Consider the following 15,342-nt stretch of genomic DNA (forward strand, 5'->3'; position numbering starts at 1 on the left):
TATTTCTTATTATTTCTTATTATTTCTTATTATTTCTTATTATTTCTTATTATTTCTTATTATTTTATTTATTAGATTATAACTATTTTTTATTATTTTTTATTATTTATTTATTAGATTATAACTATTTTTTAAATCCAATTTTAATATTAAATATCTTTTTGTTAATTATCTTTTATTAAAACGATATTTTTAAATATAATAATCTTAATATTTAAAGAAAAATTGATAAAATATATAATGTACTTTACTTAATATTAAAATTGGATTTAATAAATGTGATATAAGTGAATTAATAATAAGATTTAAATAGAATTTTTATCATGTTAATTAGTATAATATTAATTAAACTCATTATTTAAATTAAAAATATCTAATTATTATTAAAAACACTTAATTTAATTTTTAACCAACTCAAAATTACTAATTGTATCAACTAAAAATTTTAAGGAAAAACTAATATGTTAGAAGAAAAATCAGAATTTAATCCAGATAACACTGGAATTTTACTTATAAGTCATGGAAGCAGATTACCAATAGCTAGTGAAACTATAACTAGATTAGCTGAAATGTATGAGCAAGAAACTGATTTAAAAGTGGGTGTAGCTTATATGGAAATACATGAACCTAATATTCCAGATGCACTAGATATTTTAGTAAAGGATACAAATATTGATACTGTAATTGCGGTTCCAGTATTTTTGTCTCATGGAATGCATACTACACGAGATATTCCTAAAATATTACGCTTAAAAGATGAAGATTCTGATGAAGTTTCTCATCATCATAGTCATGAAGATCATAATGAAGGTTCTCACCATCATCATAGTCATGAAGGTCATAATGAAGGTTCTCACCATCATCATAGTCATGATTTAGAAAAAATAAATTTCGATGGAAAAATTATTTACACTGAACCACTTGGAGCGGATCCTTTAGTTTTGGAGATAATAAAAAAAAGGGTGGAAAATGCTTTAAATCAATAAATTAATTTTTAATAATATTATATTAATTAAATTTTATATTTTATTAATCATTAATTATTTAACCAATTATTAATCATTTATTAATAATTTAATAGATAATTTATTAGTCATTAATAATATAACCAATAATCAATCAATTAGATTGATTAATTAATAAAGTATATTAATATATTTGGTTTGATTTTAAAATTTCAGTACCTCTTAATATTAATAAATAAGCTTTCCCGTATTTGTCAAAGCTAATGCTCTCAAATTCACGCTTTGTTTTAAAAAGAGTATAATAAAAATCACTTTCTTTTAGATTACCGTTTAAAAGTTTAACCATAGGAATCGAATAAATAGCTCCATCAGAAACCAAATATAGTCTCTTATTTTTATTGTTAATGGCTAAAGATTGAGAATATATTCCAGGTCTTTTTTTTATGATAGTTAATAATTTCATTTTAATTTTATTGTGGTTTAATCTTCCAGAAAATATACAAATATACCCATTTGGATTTTTTTTAGTTTTAACTATTTTATCTGTATAAAAATTTCCATATCTATCAAATGCTAAGTTATGAAATTGCTTAAAATATTTTTCAGTATTTTTTACTTTGAATTTGTAAATAATAGAAGGTTTCAATGTTTTTTTGTTTATTTTCATTAATTTCAAATTATTTGAGTTTTTCGCATTGTCTTGCCACATCCACAATGATTTAGTTTTTGGGTTATAAGTTAATGATTGCCCATGCCCAACAATAAATTTAGGGCCAATTTTTATTGCTTTTTTTAGAGATTTTTGGCTTTTTGTAAGTTTTTTACCATCTCTCATCGCTGCTCCTAATTTTCTCAATTTAACTAAACTTTTTCCATTATATTTATCTAATATATTTCTATCATATCTTATAACAAATCCCTTATTCATTCCATATCCTGATGAAGTCAATAGGTACATATATTTTCCATTTATAACAACGGATTGGCAATTATACCAGTATTCTGTTTTTCCATTTTTACCCCCATTTTTCCAGGACATTGGAAGAAAATATTTTGTTATAAATATATATTTTTTACCATATTTCGTTTTTAAAATGTTTTTTCTTTTTTCAAATCCCTTTGTTTTTGAATATTTTGCTGATTTTAGATATTTGCTAGCTTTAATAAAATTAGGTGCTTTATCATTATTTATTTTAACCATATCTTTATAATCAACATTACTTGTTCCTAATTCTTTAACAATAGTTGCATCTACACTTGAAATAGTTGAAAATAAAACCATAATTCCTAATATTAAGATAATTAGGGACATATTTCCTTTTTTCATAATTATTTAAATCCTTGACTATTTTTGAATATAAAAATTATTCAGAATACTTATTAATATTATATATTTTTTTAAATTTGAATTTTATTGTTTTTGACCTAATTTTAATAAGATATTCTTATAATTAATGTTTATTTCTTAAGATAATTTTGTTAAGATATTTTTATAATCTATTTTAATATAATATTTTAATAATTTATCTTCAATAATATTTTCATAAATTTTTTATAATAATTATTTTAAATTATGTTACAATATTTAATTTTTTTAAATTAAATAATTATCCTTCTATTTTATATTATTATTAGCCTTTAAAAAAGAATTAAATAATTTTTTAATATTTGATTTTAAATTTAAAATATTTTAATAAATTAGATAATTTTCATTTCTAGTGATTTTTATTTTAAAAAATTTTAATAATTAAATAAAATTTTATTATATTTAATAAACATATACATTTATATGAAAAATAGGGATCTTAAAGTTTCAGATCTTGGTGAGAAAAAATTAATTGAAAGAATAGCAAAAAAATCCAAAAATTTTGATTTTAATCATAAAAAAGGATTAAATTCTTATATTGGGGATGATGCGGCATTAATTGATTTTTCAAATACTTCAATAAATGAAAAATATTATTTGGTTGCTACTTCTGATTTATTGATTCAAAAACATCACTTTCCAATCCAAATGTCTTATTTCCAAATGGGATGGAAATCAGTTACAGTTAATGTAAGTGATATTGCAGCTATGGGGGCAATTCCAACTGGAATTTTAATTAGTCTAGCTATTCCTCAAAATTTATCTCTTAAATCTTTTGATGAGATAATAAATGGAATTTTAGAAGCATGTAATTATTATAAAATACCTTTAATAGGTGGAGATACAAATCAGGCTGATCAAATAATAATCTCAGGGACTGCTTTAGGAAAAGTTGAACATAAAAATTCTAAAATGAAGTATGGATTTAAAAATGGGGATAAAATAGCTGTAACTGGACAATTAGGTCTTGCAGCTCTTGGTTTTGAGATATTGAAAGAAAAAAATCAAGAAATAATTAAAATGCTTACAGAAAAACACTTAGAAAATAAGGAAAATATCTCTAATATAATCAATTTATCTATAGAAAAAGCCTTAAATCCAAGTGCAAAATTAAATGAAGGGATCAATTTATCTGAAATTGCTTCATCGTCCACAGATATAACTGATGGTTTGGCAAGTGAGCTTTATGAATTATTTGATGCAGATAAATCCTTTAATAAAAATTCAAATCTAGGAATTAGAGTTTATGAAGATAAGATATCTAAAGAACCACTTTTTAAAGAGATGAATATTTTATCTAAAATATTGAATAAAGATATATTTGAACTTATTTTCCATATAGGTGAAGATTTTGAACTTTTATTTACTTTTAATGATAAGATTGAGGATATTGATAAATTATTAAAAAAAGTTAATTTTTTCATAATTGGCGAAATTAATAATTCCAATAGGGTTGAAATTGAATATTCTAATGGAAAAGTTGAAAAATTATCTTCAAAGGGGTATGAACATTTTTCCAATGTTTCATGATTAATAATAACTTTATTAATGAATTTATTTTTAATAATTATTTTTCATTAAATATATTTTTAATATATTTATTATTTATAATTTAATTTAAGGAGTAATTTTAATGATTATTGAATCAATTTTATTCAATAAATTGGAAAATAAAAAAGTTAAATGTAATGTTTGTAATCATAGATGTAAAATTGCTGAAAATAAACAAGGGTTTTGTTTAACAAGAAATAATTTAAATGGAAAGCTATATTCTTGTAATTATGCTCTTATATCATCTCAAGCTATCGATCCAATTGAAAAAAAACCTTTATATCATTTTTTGCCAGGATCATTAACATATTCTTTAGGTGGTTTTGGTTGTAATATGAGATGTTTGAATTGTCAGAACTATATAATATCTCAAAATATTGATAAGCATAATGAATCCATTGAAATTCTTCCAGAAAAGGTTGTTAAAAATGCAATCAATGCCAATTGTCAATCGATTGCTTGGACATATAATGAACCTACCATGTACTTAGAATATGTTCTAGAAACTGCTTTAATATCACACGAAAATGGACTTAAAAATATTTATGTTAGTAATGGTTATATGAGTGATGAATCTCTTAATTTATTACTTCCTCAAATTGATGCTTTTAATATAGATTTAAAATCAATGAGTAATGAATTTTATATAAATAATTGTAAAGCCACACTTGAACCTATTTTAAACAATTTAAAAAATATATATGAACATAAAAATCATCTAGAAATTACAAATCTTTTAATAGGAGGATATAATGATTCATATGAATTAATAAAAAGTTTAACTGATTTCATTGCAGATGAACTTGGTAAAGATGTTCCACTTCATTTTTCTAGATTTTTTCCTTATTATAAAATGTCACATGTTCCACCTACAGAAATTAGCAAACTTGAGATAGCTAAAGAAATAGCTATTGAATCTGGTTTAAATAATATTTATTTAGGAAATGTGCCTTTTAAACAAAATACCAAATGTCCTAATTGTGGTGAATTGTTGATTGAAAGAGATGGTTATAATATTAAAAATATGAATATGATTACTGGTGGTAAATGTGGTATCTGCCATAAAGAATTAAATTTTGCTGAATAATTAAGTAATTAACTATTTTTATAAACATATTATAATAATAGGTTTATATATTTAATATGGTTATTATACAACTATATAATATTAAAATACTATTAATAAGAATATTTTATAAAAACATTTTAATAAAAAATTTTTATTCAATACTCATCTAATCTTTATTTAAAATTAATTTAATCTTTATTTAAAATTCATTTAATTTTTATTTAAAAATATATTGGGAGAGAAACTAATTTGAACAAGTTTAAATTCATTAAAACTTCTATCAACGGAGTTTTTATAATCGAACCTACAGTTTTTGCTGATGAAAGAGGATATTTTATGGAATCTTACCATAAAAAAGAATTTGAAAAAAATGGTTTAAAAGTTGATTTTGTTCAGGATAATCAATCTAAATCTACAAAAGGTGTTTTGAGGGGGCTTCACTTTCAATATACTCGACCACAAGGTAAATTAGTTAGGGTTATTAAAGGAGAAGTTTTCGATGTAGCTGTTGATTTAAGAAAAAATTCTTCAACTTATGGAAAATATGAAAGTGTTATTCTTTCAGAAGATAATAAGAAACAGTTTTATATTCCTCCAGGTTTTGCACATGGATTTTTAGTTTTAAGTGATGAGGCAGAGTTTACTTATAAATGCACAGATTTTTATAATGGTTCTGATGAAGGAGGAATCATCTGGAATGATTTGGATATAAATATCAATTGGCCTTTAGATGATAAAGAATTGATTCTTTCAGATAAAGATCAGAAATGGAAGACTTTAAAAGATACAATAACCGATTTTAAATAATTTTAAATAATTTTCATTAATTCAGTGATTTGTTAAAAGGAGGAAAATTATGGATATATTAGTAACTGGAGGAGCAGGATTCATTGGAAGTAATTTTATACATTATATTTTAAATAAATATCCTGATTATAATATTATAAATTTAGATTCACTTACTTACTGTGGTAATTTAGAAAATTTAAAAGAACTAGAAACTAATACACACTATAAATTTATTAAAGGCGATATTTTAGACAATAACCTTCTTGATTCTCTAATAAATGGAAATAATATTGATTATATAGTCAATTTCGCTGCTGAATCTCATGTCGATCGTAGTATTCAAAACCCTAAAATTTTTCTCGAATCTAATATTATTGGGACTCAAAATCTTCTTGAAATTGCTAAAAAGTACTATGAAAATGGTCAAATTAAGAAGTATATTCAAATATCTACTGATGAAGTATATGGGACTCTTGGAAAAACAGGTTATTTCACTGAAGAAACACCGTTAGCTCCAAATAGTCCTTATTCTGCAAGTAAAGCTGGAGCTGACATGATCGTTAGGGCATATTATGAAACATTTAACCTTCCTATAAATATAACTCGATGTTCTAACAATTATGGGCCTTATCAGTTTCCAGAGAAATTAATTCCTTTAATTATAAATAATGCATTAAAAAATAAGAAATTACCTGTTTATGGAGATGGAAAAAATATTCGGGACTGGCTACATGTCTATGATCACTGCACGGCTATTGATTTAGTAATGAAAAACGGAAAAATTGGGGATGTATATAATATTGGTGGAAATAATGAAAAAACAAATATTGATATTGTTAAAATAATTCTTGACTATTTAAATAAGCCTGAAGATCTTATTGAATTTGTGAAAGATAGATTAGGGCATGATAAAAGATATGCAATTGATTCAAGAAAAATAAAAAAGGAATTAGGATGGAAACCTAAATATAATTTTGAATCAGGAATAATTGAAACAATAGAATGGTATTTGAATAATAATAAATGGCTTGAAAAAGTTAGCTCTGGAGAATATATACATTATTATGATAAAATGTATAATAAAATTTGATTAGGAATATAATTTAGCTATTTCTATAAAATTTATTTTCATAACTTTTCTTTAAATTTTTATTAAAATACTAAACTTTCCTATTATTATTATTAATATTAAAGTGTTATCTTTAATTTTTTATTTATTCACTAAAACTTACTCTTTCAAATTCATCTTCTTTTCCAAGTAATTTTGTAGCATCAACACCAACTTTTGTAGTTGTACCATCAGGCAGTGCTACAGGATCAAGAGATGATCCTCTTGCTTTAGGAACAATTATTATATCATCATCGCCTTTAACTCTAGTAGCTATAGCATATTCAATATCCTGTGGATCAAAAATGTTAACATCTTCATCAACTACTACTGTATGTTTTAAAGAAGGATGTGCAGCTAGTGATGCCATAATAACATTTTTACCATCACCTTGTGTCTGTTTTTTGATAGATATTGCTGCATGAAGCCAACAACAACCTCCTTCTGTTAATAAAACATTTTTAACAGTTGGAACAGTATTTTTAACAGCTTGGAAAATTCTAGGCTCTTGAGGAAGGCCTTGAAGTAATTTATGCTCGAATCCTGCTGGAAGAATTGCATGATACATTGCATTATTCTTTATATACATATAATTTAATTTTATCACTGGTTCTTCTCTAACTACATCATAAGTATCTGTTAAATCTACAAAAGGCCCTTCTTTAGCTCTTTCTCCAGCCAATATTTTCCCTTCAAATATTATGTCTGCTTTTGGAACTTTTAAACCACTTTTTTCTAATTCTATCAATTCAAGATTTCCATTATTAAATGCATTTGCCACTTCCATTTCATCGTAGTCTATAGGAACAGATGTAGTTGTTGAAAGAAGTGTTGAAGGATTCATTCCAATAGCTATTGCTATTTCCAAATCTTTACCTAATTTTTCTGATTTTTGGAAATAAGTATATAGATTTCTTGGAACAATTCTAATAGCTAATTTATCTTTTCCAATAACTAACATTCTATGGATAGATGCATTTTGTATTCCTGTTTCTGGATCTTTTGCAAAAACAACTCCTGCAGTTATATATGCTCCTCCATCTCGTTTATAATGTTTCAATATTGGTATTTCACTTAAATTTGCTTTTTTTCCATTGTATTCTAAATCATCAATCTTTCTATATTTAGTTACTTTTTTAGGATTTTCAGTAGCTTTAATAACTTCTTTTGTTATTTCATCAACATTGCAACCTATTGATTTAGCTATTTTTTCTCTTGTATTGCAAATTCCAGAGATTATTGGAATATCATAACCCTTTATATTTTTTAATATAACTGTCTTTTTTGGATGTTTTCTTAGTATTTTCGCCGCTTCAAATTCGGTAGAAATTTCTCTTTCTATAGTTAAAACTTCATCCTCATCTTCTATTATATTTAAAAAATCTTTCATAAAAATACCTCGTGGTTTATATTTTTAATTAATAATTTATTAATAGCTAAATTTATTTTTTTTATTTGAATATTTTTTTTATTGGCTTTATTTATAAATAAACCAATTTTATTTAAAATTTTAGTTTGTTTGAGTTCATATATCGGCTGTTTTGTATTTCATTAATTTTAATTTCTTTTCAATATTTTTATCAGAAATTCCTAAAATTTCACCAGCTAAAACTCCTGCATTTCTACCATTTTCAATACCTACTGTTCCAACAGGAACTCCTGGTGGCATATTTACCATAGATAATAAAGAATCAAGCCCATTTAATTCTACAGAACATGGAACTCCTATAACTGGCTTCTCACTTAATGCAACAATTGACCCAGTAACATGGGCAGATAATCCAGTAACCGCTATGAATAGTTTAACATTCTTAATACTTTCCATATATTTTTTAAATTTATCCGGGTATCTTATTGGTGATATAACACTAATATCGTAACTTATTCCTAATCTATCCAATGTTAAGGCCACATTTTTAGCTTCTTCAATATCAGAATAACTTCCTGGAACAACAGATACTAAGGGATTATCTTCGTTTAATCCGATAGCTTCTGACTCTTTAAATACTTTATCTGTATGAGGTTCTTCTTTTTTAAGTTTTTCTTCACTTATTTCATCATAATTAGATAAAAAGTTTTTTTGTAGTAAATTACCATTTAATTGTGAAATCAGGTTTTCTTCATCACTTTTTACTTTTTCTTGATAAGATTTTCTAAGTTGAGATACTCTTTTTTTAACTTGAGGATTATTAATTCCAATAATTTGTCCTGCAAGAATTGCTCCATTATCCCCTCTATCAATTCCAACAGTTGCTACTGGTGCAGGAAACGGCATTTGTGATGAAGCAAATAATGCATCTAATCCACCTACTTTAACATCAACTGGAACACCAATAACGGGTCTATGGGTATAAGCAGCTATAGAACCTGGAAGATGTGCAGCTAAACCAGCAATTCCAATAAAAACCTCTATTCCTTTTGTTGTAGCTTCAATTACAAGTTTTTTAACTTTTTCATGAGTCCTATGTGCAGATGCGACTTTCAAGCTATATGGAATTTGAAGTGTTTCAAGAATATCAATAGATTTCTGAGCTATTTTTAAATCAGATGCACTTCCAAGTATTATCATCACTTTAGGGTCCATTTATTCACCTTTAATAATCATTATATTTAATTATTTCTATTTTCCTTATTTAAAACTTATTTTAATTATTTCTATTAATAATTTCTATTTTTATAAGTTTATTTTTAATTTTACCTATATTCCATTTTTAAGAATTTCATCTTTTAAACTTACTTATTTAGATATATTTATAAGTTCTCAGATTAATATTTTTATAATTAAATTTTTTATACAAATTTTTTATAAGAAATATTTATATTAGAAATATCTTGCTTAATTATGTTTCTCTGATTATTTAATTATTATTTAATTATTATTTATTTATTATTTTTACATTTATTTTAGATTTAAAAACCTTTATAATGTAATATTAATAAAATAAATACTTAGTTTAATTATCCAATTTTATTTAGTAATAGGTTATAAATCTTTAATAGATAATTATAATTAATATGGATAACATTATAATTAATTAGATAATTTAATAGTTTATTATATTTATTTAATAAATTTCATCTATTAAATTAAATTTAAGTATTAGCCCTAATAGGCATTGTTATTTAACTATTATTCCTGATATAATTTAAGATTTTATTTATTATGATGAATTTAATTATAAATTTCAGTATTAGTAATATTTTTTCTATATAAAATTATTTTTATTAATTTATATAAAGGTGCAAAATGGAAAATAAAATCTCTTCGTCTGTTTCAATTATAATTCCTGCTTATAATGAAGAAGCAACTGTAGCTCATGTTGTTAATGTAGCTAGGGAATTATCTTATGTAACAGAAGTTCTTGTTATTGATGATGGGTCTTATGACAAAACTGCTAAAGAAGCAAAATCTGCAGGAGCAAATGTTATATCTCATACTAGTAATCAAGGTAAGGGTTCAGCTATTAAAACTGGATTTAAACATTCAAAAGGCGATATTGTAGCTTTTATAGATGCAGACATTTATAATTTAACTTCTGATAAAGTAGACATGATTATAAGTCCTATTTTAGAGGGAAAAACAGACATTACTAAGACAAAATTTATGAGAGAAAGTGGAAGAGTCACTGAGCTCACTGCAAAACCACTTCTCAGATTTTTTTTCCCAGAAGTGAGTTTTGATCAACCTTTAAGTGGTCAATTTGCTGGAAAACGCTCAGTTCTTGAAAAAATCAAATTTGAAAAAGATTATGGTGTTGATGTTGGTATTGTCCTTGATGCTGATGCACATGGGATGAGAATAAAAGAAGTTGATATTGGAGAGATTAAACATGACATGTCTCCTCTTGAAAGTCTTAATGAAATGGCTAATGAGGTTACAAGAACTATTGTTGATAGGGCAATGGAATATGGCCGGGTAACAATGATGGATTCTATGGGTAATTATATTAGAATGACCACTTTAGGACTTTCACTAATTATCTTAGGTCTTTTTACAATATTTTTTGTTCAAGGAGTCCCTTTAGAATTAGGGGCGATTATATCAGTTATAGGAATAGTTTTAACTATTTATTATATAATAAAACTTATTATAAAAACCAATGTAATGTTTAAAAAGCGACCTAAGGGTAACTTTTTCAGGTCTTTTATTAAAATGCATTTTCCTGTTGTTATCTCTGCTATTGTTTTATTACTTATGATTTCAACATTTTTAAGTGCTGCTACATATTCTGATGGAAAGCTATCTATTGAACCAACATCAAAAAATCTTGTAATATTTCCAGGATCCCCAGATCAGACAATATATGTTAGAGGACCTTATACTGTTGATAGTGCACTTGAAAATCAATCTACTATTATAAGAATGCCTCAAGATGCTTTAAATACTTTGGAACTTAGTTATGGGGATAATTTGCGCATTGGAGATGAATATTTTACAGTTAATAAAACTAGGGATGGAGAGTCAAATATTTTAAGGCTTCCATTTGATGTAAGAATGTTTTTAGATTTACAAGTTGGGGATGTAATTTCTGACGGTAAAATAAAAGGTGTTTTTGAAGGAGTTCAAGTAGAACATAATCTTAACACTAGCAATTTATCTAATGTATCTGGAACTGAATATTTCATAATAAATTCTAGAAATATGGAAGGTTGTACTATGGATGTTTATGTTGATCATGAAAAAATTGGTTCTATTTCTGGTTCATTCAATCCTGATGAAACTTATAACATTTATGTTGATGGTTCTGTAGTTAAATCTATAAATATAAATAAAAATAATATAAAACAAGGAACTAGCTATTATGCTTACTCTGGAGATCACATTATTGAATTAAAAGTTTCAAATAATGTTTCAACTTCAAAAAGGTTCTTACCAAATAAGTTTGGTCCTTTTTTAGTATTTAATTTTAACTAATTTTTAGATAATACAAATTTTCAATTTTTTTTAAATAATTAAATTATTTCTTAATTATTTTAATAAATTTGTATTTTATTATTATTTATAAACTCTTTGTTTTGAAATTCTTTTATGAATTAGATATATAAATCTATTTTTCGATTATTAATCTATTTTAATAATAAACTTTAACAGCTTCTTCTAAGTTGTTGTAAAGTCCAAGTGCAGCCAATGCACCTATCTTTCCATGATCTCCAGTAACAGCTATTAATTTTATATTTAAGTCTTTAGCTACTTTTTCAGCTTCTTCAACTGATACCATACCAGTTTTTGCTTTCATTGAATATTCAACCAGATTTTTTGGAATAATTAATCCATTTAATATTGCAATAGCTGTTTTATCAGAAAGAGTATCCTTTTTAAGCAATTCTATTGTTCTATTAACAAGTTTTTCTTTTTCATCTGGAAGGACTGCAAATGTTAATGCTATTGAAACGCAATTTTGTGTTTTATGGGGATTGTGTGGATAGAGTTGCACAATAACATGGTCTAAATATTCGAAACCTTCTTCTTTCAATTTCAATCCTATATTATGTGCCATGGTCCAAGTAGCTCCTTCGTCTTTAGTATCAGTATCATCAATACCAATAACTATTTTTTCCATTTTTGGTGTTATAACTCCAGCTTTTCCAAGTTTGGATCCTCCACCTTTTTCATAGATCTCAACTTGTTTTATACCATCACCCATTCCACGACACATTCCTGCTCCAACACCAGCACCAGCTAAACCACTGTGAACAACTTTAACAGTGTTATTTTCATCATCAATTGAAACTTCTTCAATTCCTGCAGCATTGACACTAGCTTTAAGATTAAGTGGTTCATGACCAACTTTTGTCAGAAATACTTGCTTGTTACCATCTCTATAGGCATTTAAGATTAGTTTACTAGTATTTTTATATTGGTTAACAAGCCAATGTGAACCTGAAATGCAAGGGTGATATTCAACAATTTCAACGAGATTGTTATCGGCCATTGTTATTACTTTTTCATAAGGCGCTATCCAAGGGTCATTAAATTTCTTTTTTAAATCATTAGGCTTCAAAATTTCCATAAAAACCAGTCTATTTTTAATCGATTTATAATAATGTAAAAATAAAAATTGAAATATATTTAAATAATATATTTCAATCTAATTATATTTGTTTAAGTTTAATATTTCAAAATTTATCCATTAAAAGAACAAATATTAATTTAAATATAAATATTAATTTAAACTATAAATATTAATTTAACAAATAAAATTTATTAATAAAGTGAATTGACTAAATTAAATTATTCTAAAATAATTTTCAATTAAATTTTATCCAAATAATAATTCTAAATAATAAGAAATCAAAGATTTTAAAATTATAAAAATATAAAATTTTTATAAATACTAAAAATAATAAATTTTAATTATATATTTTAATTATAATTTTAATAATATATTTTAGTAATAGATTTTTAATAATTAATTTGATTATTATTAAAATTAAATTTCTTTTAAACGATCACACATTTTAACTGCTGCTTCTACAGCTCTTTTACCATAATCAACGCGCTTATGTGCATCTAATCGTGTCATTCCAGGACCACTTATTCCAAGTGAAACTGGCTTTCCAGATTCTAATGAAAGATCTGCAATTTTTCTTGAAGCATGTTGTGCTACAATTTGGTCATGGTCAGTTGAACCTTCAATAACAGCACCAAGTGTAATCACTGTGTCAATGTCTTCTTTTTCTAATAATTTCTTAATAGCTAATGGCATATCAAATACTCCAGGAACTGGAACAACTTGAACAATTTCACAATCTCTAATTTTTGCCTCTTCTTTAGCTAATTCTAACATCATATGGGTTAAATCATAATTAAATTCAGCTACAACTGCCCCTATTCTATATTTTACCATAAAAATCCCTCTAATTTACTATTTTGTTATATTATAATTTAATATTATTTTTATCAAATTCTAATTAATATGTCAAATTTTAATTAAATATTGATTAAATTTTTTATTCTAAGATATTTTTACTATATCATCAATAAGAAACTTGCTGCTGCACTCATAACCATAATTAAAATAATTATTATGGCTGCTATCTTTATTATTTCCATTGTATTCCTCCAAGGTCAATATTTATTAATTAGAATAATATTCATTAAAATTTTAATAAAAATTTATAAATAATCTATATTTATTTTATTATTTATTAAAATTTATACTTATTAAAATTTATAGTTAATCAAGTTTTAATTTTTAACTGAAGTTTAGTTTACAATTATATTTATTATTTTTTAATTTTATTTAAAAAATTCAGATATTTCTTTTATACTATTCGCTAATTTTTTTATATCATCTAAATTATTATAACAATGTATAGAAGCCCTTACAGTTCCTTCATTTGCATTTATAATGTCTAATGATGGTATTGCACAGTGATAACCACTTCTAACACAAATATTTCCTGTTTCATCAAGTATTTTACTAACATCATGAGGATTAACATTTTTTATGTTAAATGAAACAATATTAAATATATTATCTATGTTTCCATACACAATAACATTATCGATTTCAGACAATAATTTGTACAACTCCTTAGTTAAATAAATCGAATGTTTTTCGATTTTTGAGATGTTAAGGTTATTAATATAGTCTATTGCTTTTCCAAAACCAATAATACCACTTATATTTTGGGTTCCTCCTTCGAATCTGTAAGGAACATTTTCTAATTCAAATTCTTTATTTTTAAGATTTGTGACAGTTCCTCCACCGAGATTAGTAGGAGATAATTTCTCTAGCAATTCTTTTTTTCCATATAAAAAACCTGTACCTGTAGGTCCAAGTAAACCTTTATGACCAGGTGCAGCTATAAAATCAGCATTAATCTTTTTAACATCTATTTTGGTGTGTCCAATAGATTGTGCAACATCAATCAAAAGACAAACATCGTCGTATTCATGTACTATTTTTGAAATATTATTAATATCTTGACAAGACCCAATAGAATTAGAAATATGGGTGATAGCTATCATTCTAGTATTTTTATCAATTAACTCTCTAATTTTTGATGGTTTGATAATACCGTCTGAATCAGCATTAGCTATTTTTACATCTAGAGATAAATTATCTTTGCTTCTTTTTTCAAGATTAATCCAAGGTATAAAATTAGAGTGATGTTCAACATCTGAAATTATTATATTTTCATTTTTTTCAAAAGGATAACCATTAATCACTGTATTAATGGCATTTGTTGTGTTTTGAGTAAAAATAATTTCTTCTTCTGAAGCATTTATTAGACTAGCTATTTTAAATCTAGTACTTTCTACTTTTTGGCCAGTTTTAATGGCTGTTTTATATGCACCACGTCCTATATTTGCATTATAATTATAATAATAATCACTAATGGCTTCAATAACTGGTTTTGGGGTAAGGCTAGTGCTTGCAGAATCAAGATAAGTAATATTTTTCAAAATAGGAAAATCTTCTCTTATTTTTTCAGCAGATATCAAAAAATCACTCTTATCTGGTTAATTATTAATTTCTAATACTAT

At 24.8% G+C, this 15,342-nt stretch carries 12 protein-coding genes; 6 read left to right on the top strand and 6 right to left on the bottom strand.

What is annotated here, in order from left to right; genetic code table 11:
* Positions 1-461: 461 nt before the first annotated feature.
* Entirely contained in the window at positions 462-986 is a 525-nt protein-coding gene (cfbA, locus tag Q0087_RS07045) for a sirohydrochlorin nickelochelatase (RefSeq protein ID WP_297898978.1), read from the top strand.
* Positions 987-1,149: 163 nt separating this feature from the next.
* On the opposite strand, the gene Q0087_RS07050 is transcribed toward cfbA, so the two are convergent.
* Positions 1,150-2,292, bottom strand: coding sequence for a hypothetical protein (locus tag Q0087_RS07050; protein WP_297898979.1), 1,143 nt, complete (start codon positions 2,290-2,292; stop codon positions 1,150-1,152).
* A 462-nt stretch (positions 2,293-2,754) separates the two neighbouring features.
* Here Q0087_RS07050 and thiL point away from each other — a divergent pair, with 462 nt between their 5' ends.
* From thiL to rfbB, 4 genes are all read left to right on the top strand, one after another.
* Positions 2,755-3,861 carry a thiamine-phosphate kinase gene (thiL, locus tag Q0087_RS07055; RefSeq protein ID WP_297898980.1) on the top strand — a complete coding sequence of 369 codons (1,107 nt, stop codon included), beginning with the start codon at positions 2,755-2,757 and terminating at the stop codon, positions 3,859-3,861.
* Positions 3,862-3,964: 103 nt separating this feature from the next.
* Positions 3,965-4,969 carry an AmmeMemoRadiSam system radical SAM enzyme gene (amrS, locus tag Q0087_RS07060; RefSeq protein ID WP_297898981.1) on the top strand — a complete coding sequence of 335 codons (1,005 nt, stop codon included), beginning with the start codon at positions 3,965-3,967 and terminating at the stop codon, positions 4,967-4,969.
* A gap of 231 nt (positions 4,970-5,200) precedes the next feature.
* Complete coding sequence (gene rfbC, locus Q0087_RS07065) at positions 5,201-5,758, top strand: dTDP-4-dehydrorhamnose 3,5-epimerase (RefSeq protein ID WP_297898982.1); 558 nt, start codon at positions 5,201-5,203, stop codon at positions 5,756-5,758.
* Between the two features lie 46 nt (positions 5,759-5,804).
* The gene (gene rfbB, locus Q0087_RS07070; protein ID WP_297899032.1) at positions 5,805-6,830 is read left to right on the top strand and encodes a dTDP-glucose 4,6-dehydratase; all 1,026 of its coding nucleotides are present in this window, start codon (positions 5,805-5,807) and stop codon (positions 6,828-6,830) included.
* Positions 6,831-6,954: 124 nt separating this feature from the next.
* On the opposite strand, the gene Q0087_RS07075 is transcribed toward rfbB, so the two are convergent.
* On the bottom strand, positions 6,955-8,238 hold the full coding sequence (locus Q0087_RS07075; protein WP_297898983.1) for a UbiD family decarboxylase: 1,284 nt from the start codon (positions 8,236-8,238) through the stop codon (positions 6,955-6,957).
* Between the two features lie 135 nt (positions 8,239-8,373).
* Complete coding sequence (purE, locus tag Q0087_RS07080) at positions 8,374-9,432, bottom strand: 5-(carboxyamino)imidazole ribonucleotide mutase (protein WP_297898984.1); 1,059 nt, start codon at positions 9,430-9,432, stop codon at positions 8,374-8,376.
* A 663-nt stretch (positions 9,433-10,095) separates the two neighbouring features.
* Here purE and Q0087_RS07085 point away from each other — a divergent pair.
* Positions 10,096-11,763: a glycosyltransferase gene (locus Q0087_RS07085; protein ID WP_297898985.1), complete on the top strand. Its 1,668-nt coding sequence runs from the start codon at positions 10,096-10,098 to the stop codon at positions 11,761-11,763.
* Positions 11,764-11,920: 157 nt separating this feature from the next.
* Here the strand turns inward: Q0087_RS07085 and mmp11 are convergent, their stop codons facing one another.
* The 3 genes from mmp11 to Q0087_RS07100 form a co-directional block, all read right to left on the bottom strand.
* Positions 11,921-12,859: a methanogenesis marker protein 11 gene (gene mmp11 / locus Q0087_RS07090; protein ID WP_297898986.1), complete on the bottom strand. Its 939-nt coding sequence runs from the start codon at positions 12,857-12,859 to the stop codon at positions 11,921-11,923.
* A gap of 420 nt (positions 12,860-13,279) precedes the next feature.
* Entirely contained in the window at positions 13,280-13,696 is a 417-nt protein-coding gene (ribH, locus tag Q0087_RS07095; protein WP_297898987.1) for a 6,7-dimethyl-8-ribityllumazine synthase, read from the bottom strand.
* Between the two features lie 392 nt (positions 13,697-14,088).
* The gene (locus Q0087_RS07100; protein ID WP_297898988.1) at positions 14,089-15,300 is read right to left on the bottom strand and encodes an aminotransferase class V-fold PLP-dependent enzyme; all 1,212 of its coding nucleotides are present in this window, start codon (positions 15,298-15,300) and stop codon (positions 14,089-14,091) included.
* Between the last annotated feature and the right edge of the window lie 42 nt (positions 15,301-15,342).

The organism is uncultured Methanobrevibacter sp., assembly GCF_937881195.1.
GTDB lineage: Archaea > Methanobacteriota > Methanobacteria > Methanobacteriales > Methanobacteriaceae > Methanobinarius.

Coding starts and splice junctions, on each gene's coding strand:
- cfbA (WP_297898978.1), top strand. CDS start 462: ATGTTAGAAGAAAAATCAGAATTTAATCCAGATAACACTGGAATTTTA.
- Q0087_RS07050 (WP_297898979.1), bottom strand. CDS start 2,292: ATGAAAAAAGGAAATATGTCCCTAATTATCTTAATATTAGGAATTATG.
- thiL (WP_297898980.1), top strand. CDS start 2,755: ATGAAAAATAGGGATCTTAAAGTTTCAGATCTTGGTGAGAAAAAATTA.
- amrS (WP_297898981.1), top strand. CDS start 3,965: ATGATTATTGAATCAATTTTATTCAATAAATTGGAAAATAAAAAAGTT.
- Q0087_RS07075 (WP_297898983.1), bottom strand. CDS start 8,238: ATGAAAGATTTTTTAAATATAATAGAAGATGAGGATGAAGTTTTAACT.
- purE (WP_297898984.1), bottom strand. CDS start 9,432: ATGGACCCTAAAGTGATGATAATACTTGGAAGTGCATCTGATTTAAAA.
- Q0087_RS07085 (WP_297898985.1), top strand. CDS start 10,096: ATGGAAAATAAAATCTCTTCGTCTGTTTCAATTATAATTCCTGCTTAT.
- mmp11 (WP_297898986.1), bottom strand. CDS start 12,859: ATGGAAATTTTGAAGCCTAATGATTTAAAAAAGAAATTTAATGACCCT.
- ribH (WP_297898987.1), bottom strand. CDS start 13,696: ATGGTAAAATATAGAATAGGGGCAGTTGTAGCTGAATTTAATTATGAT.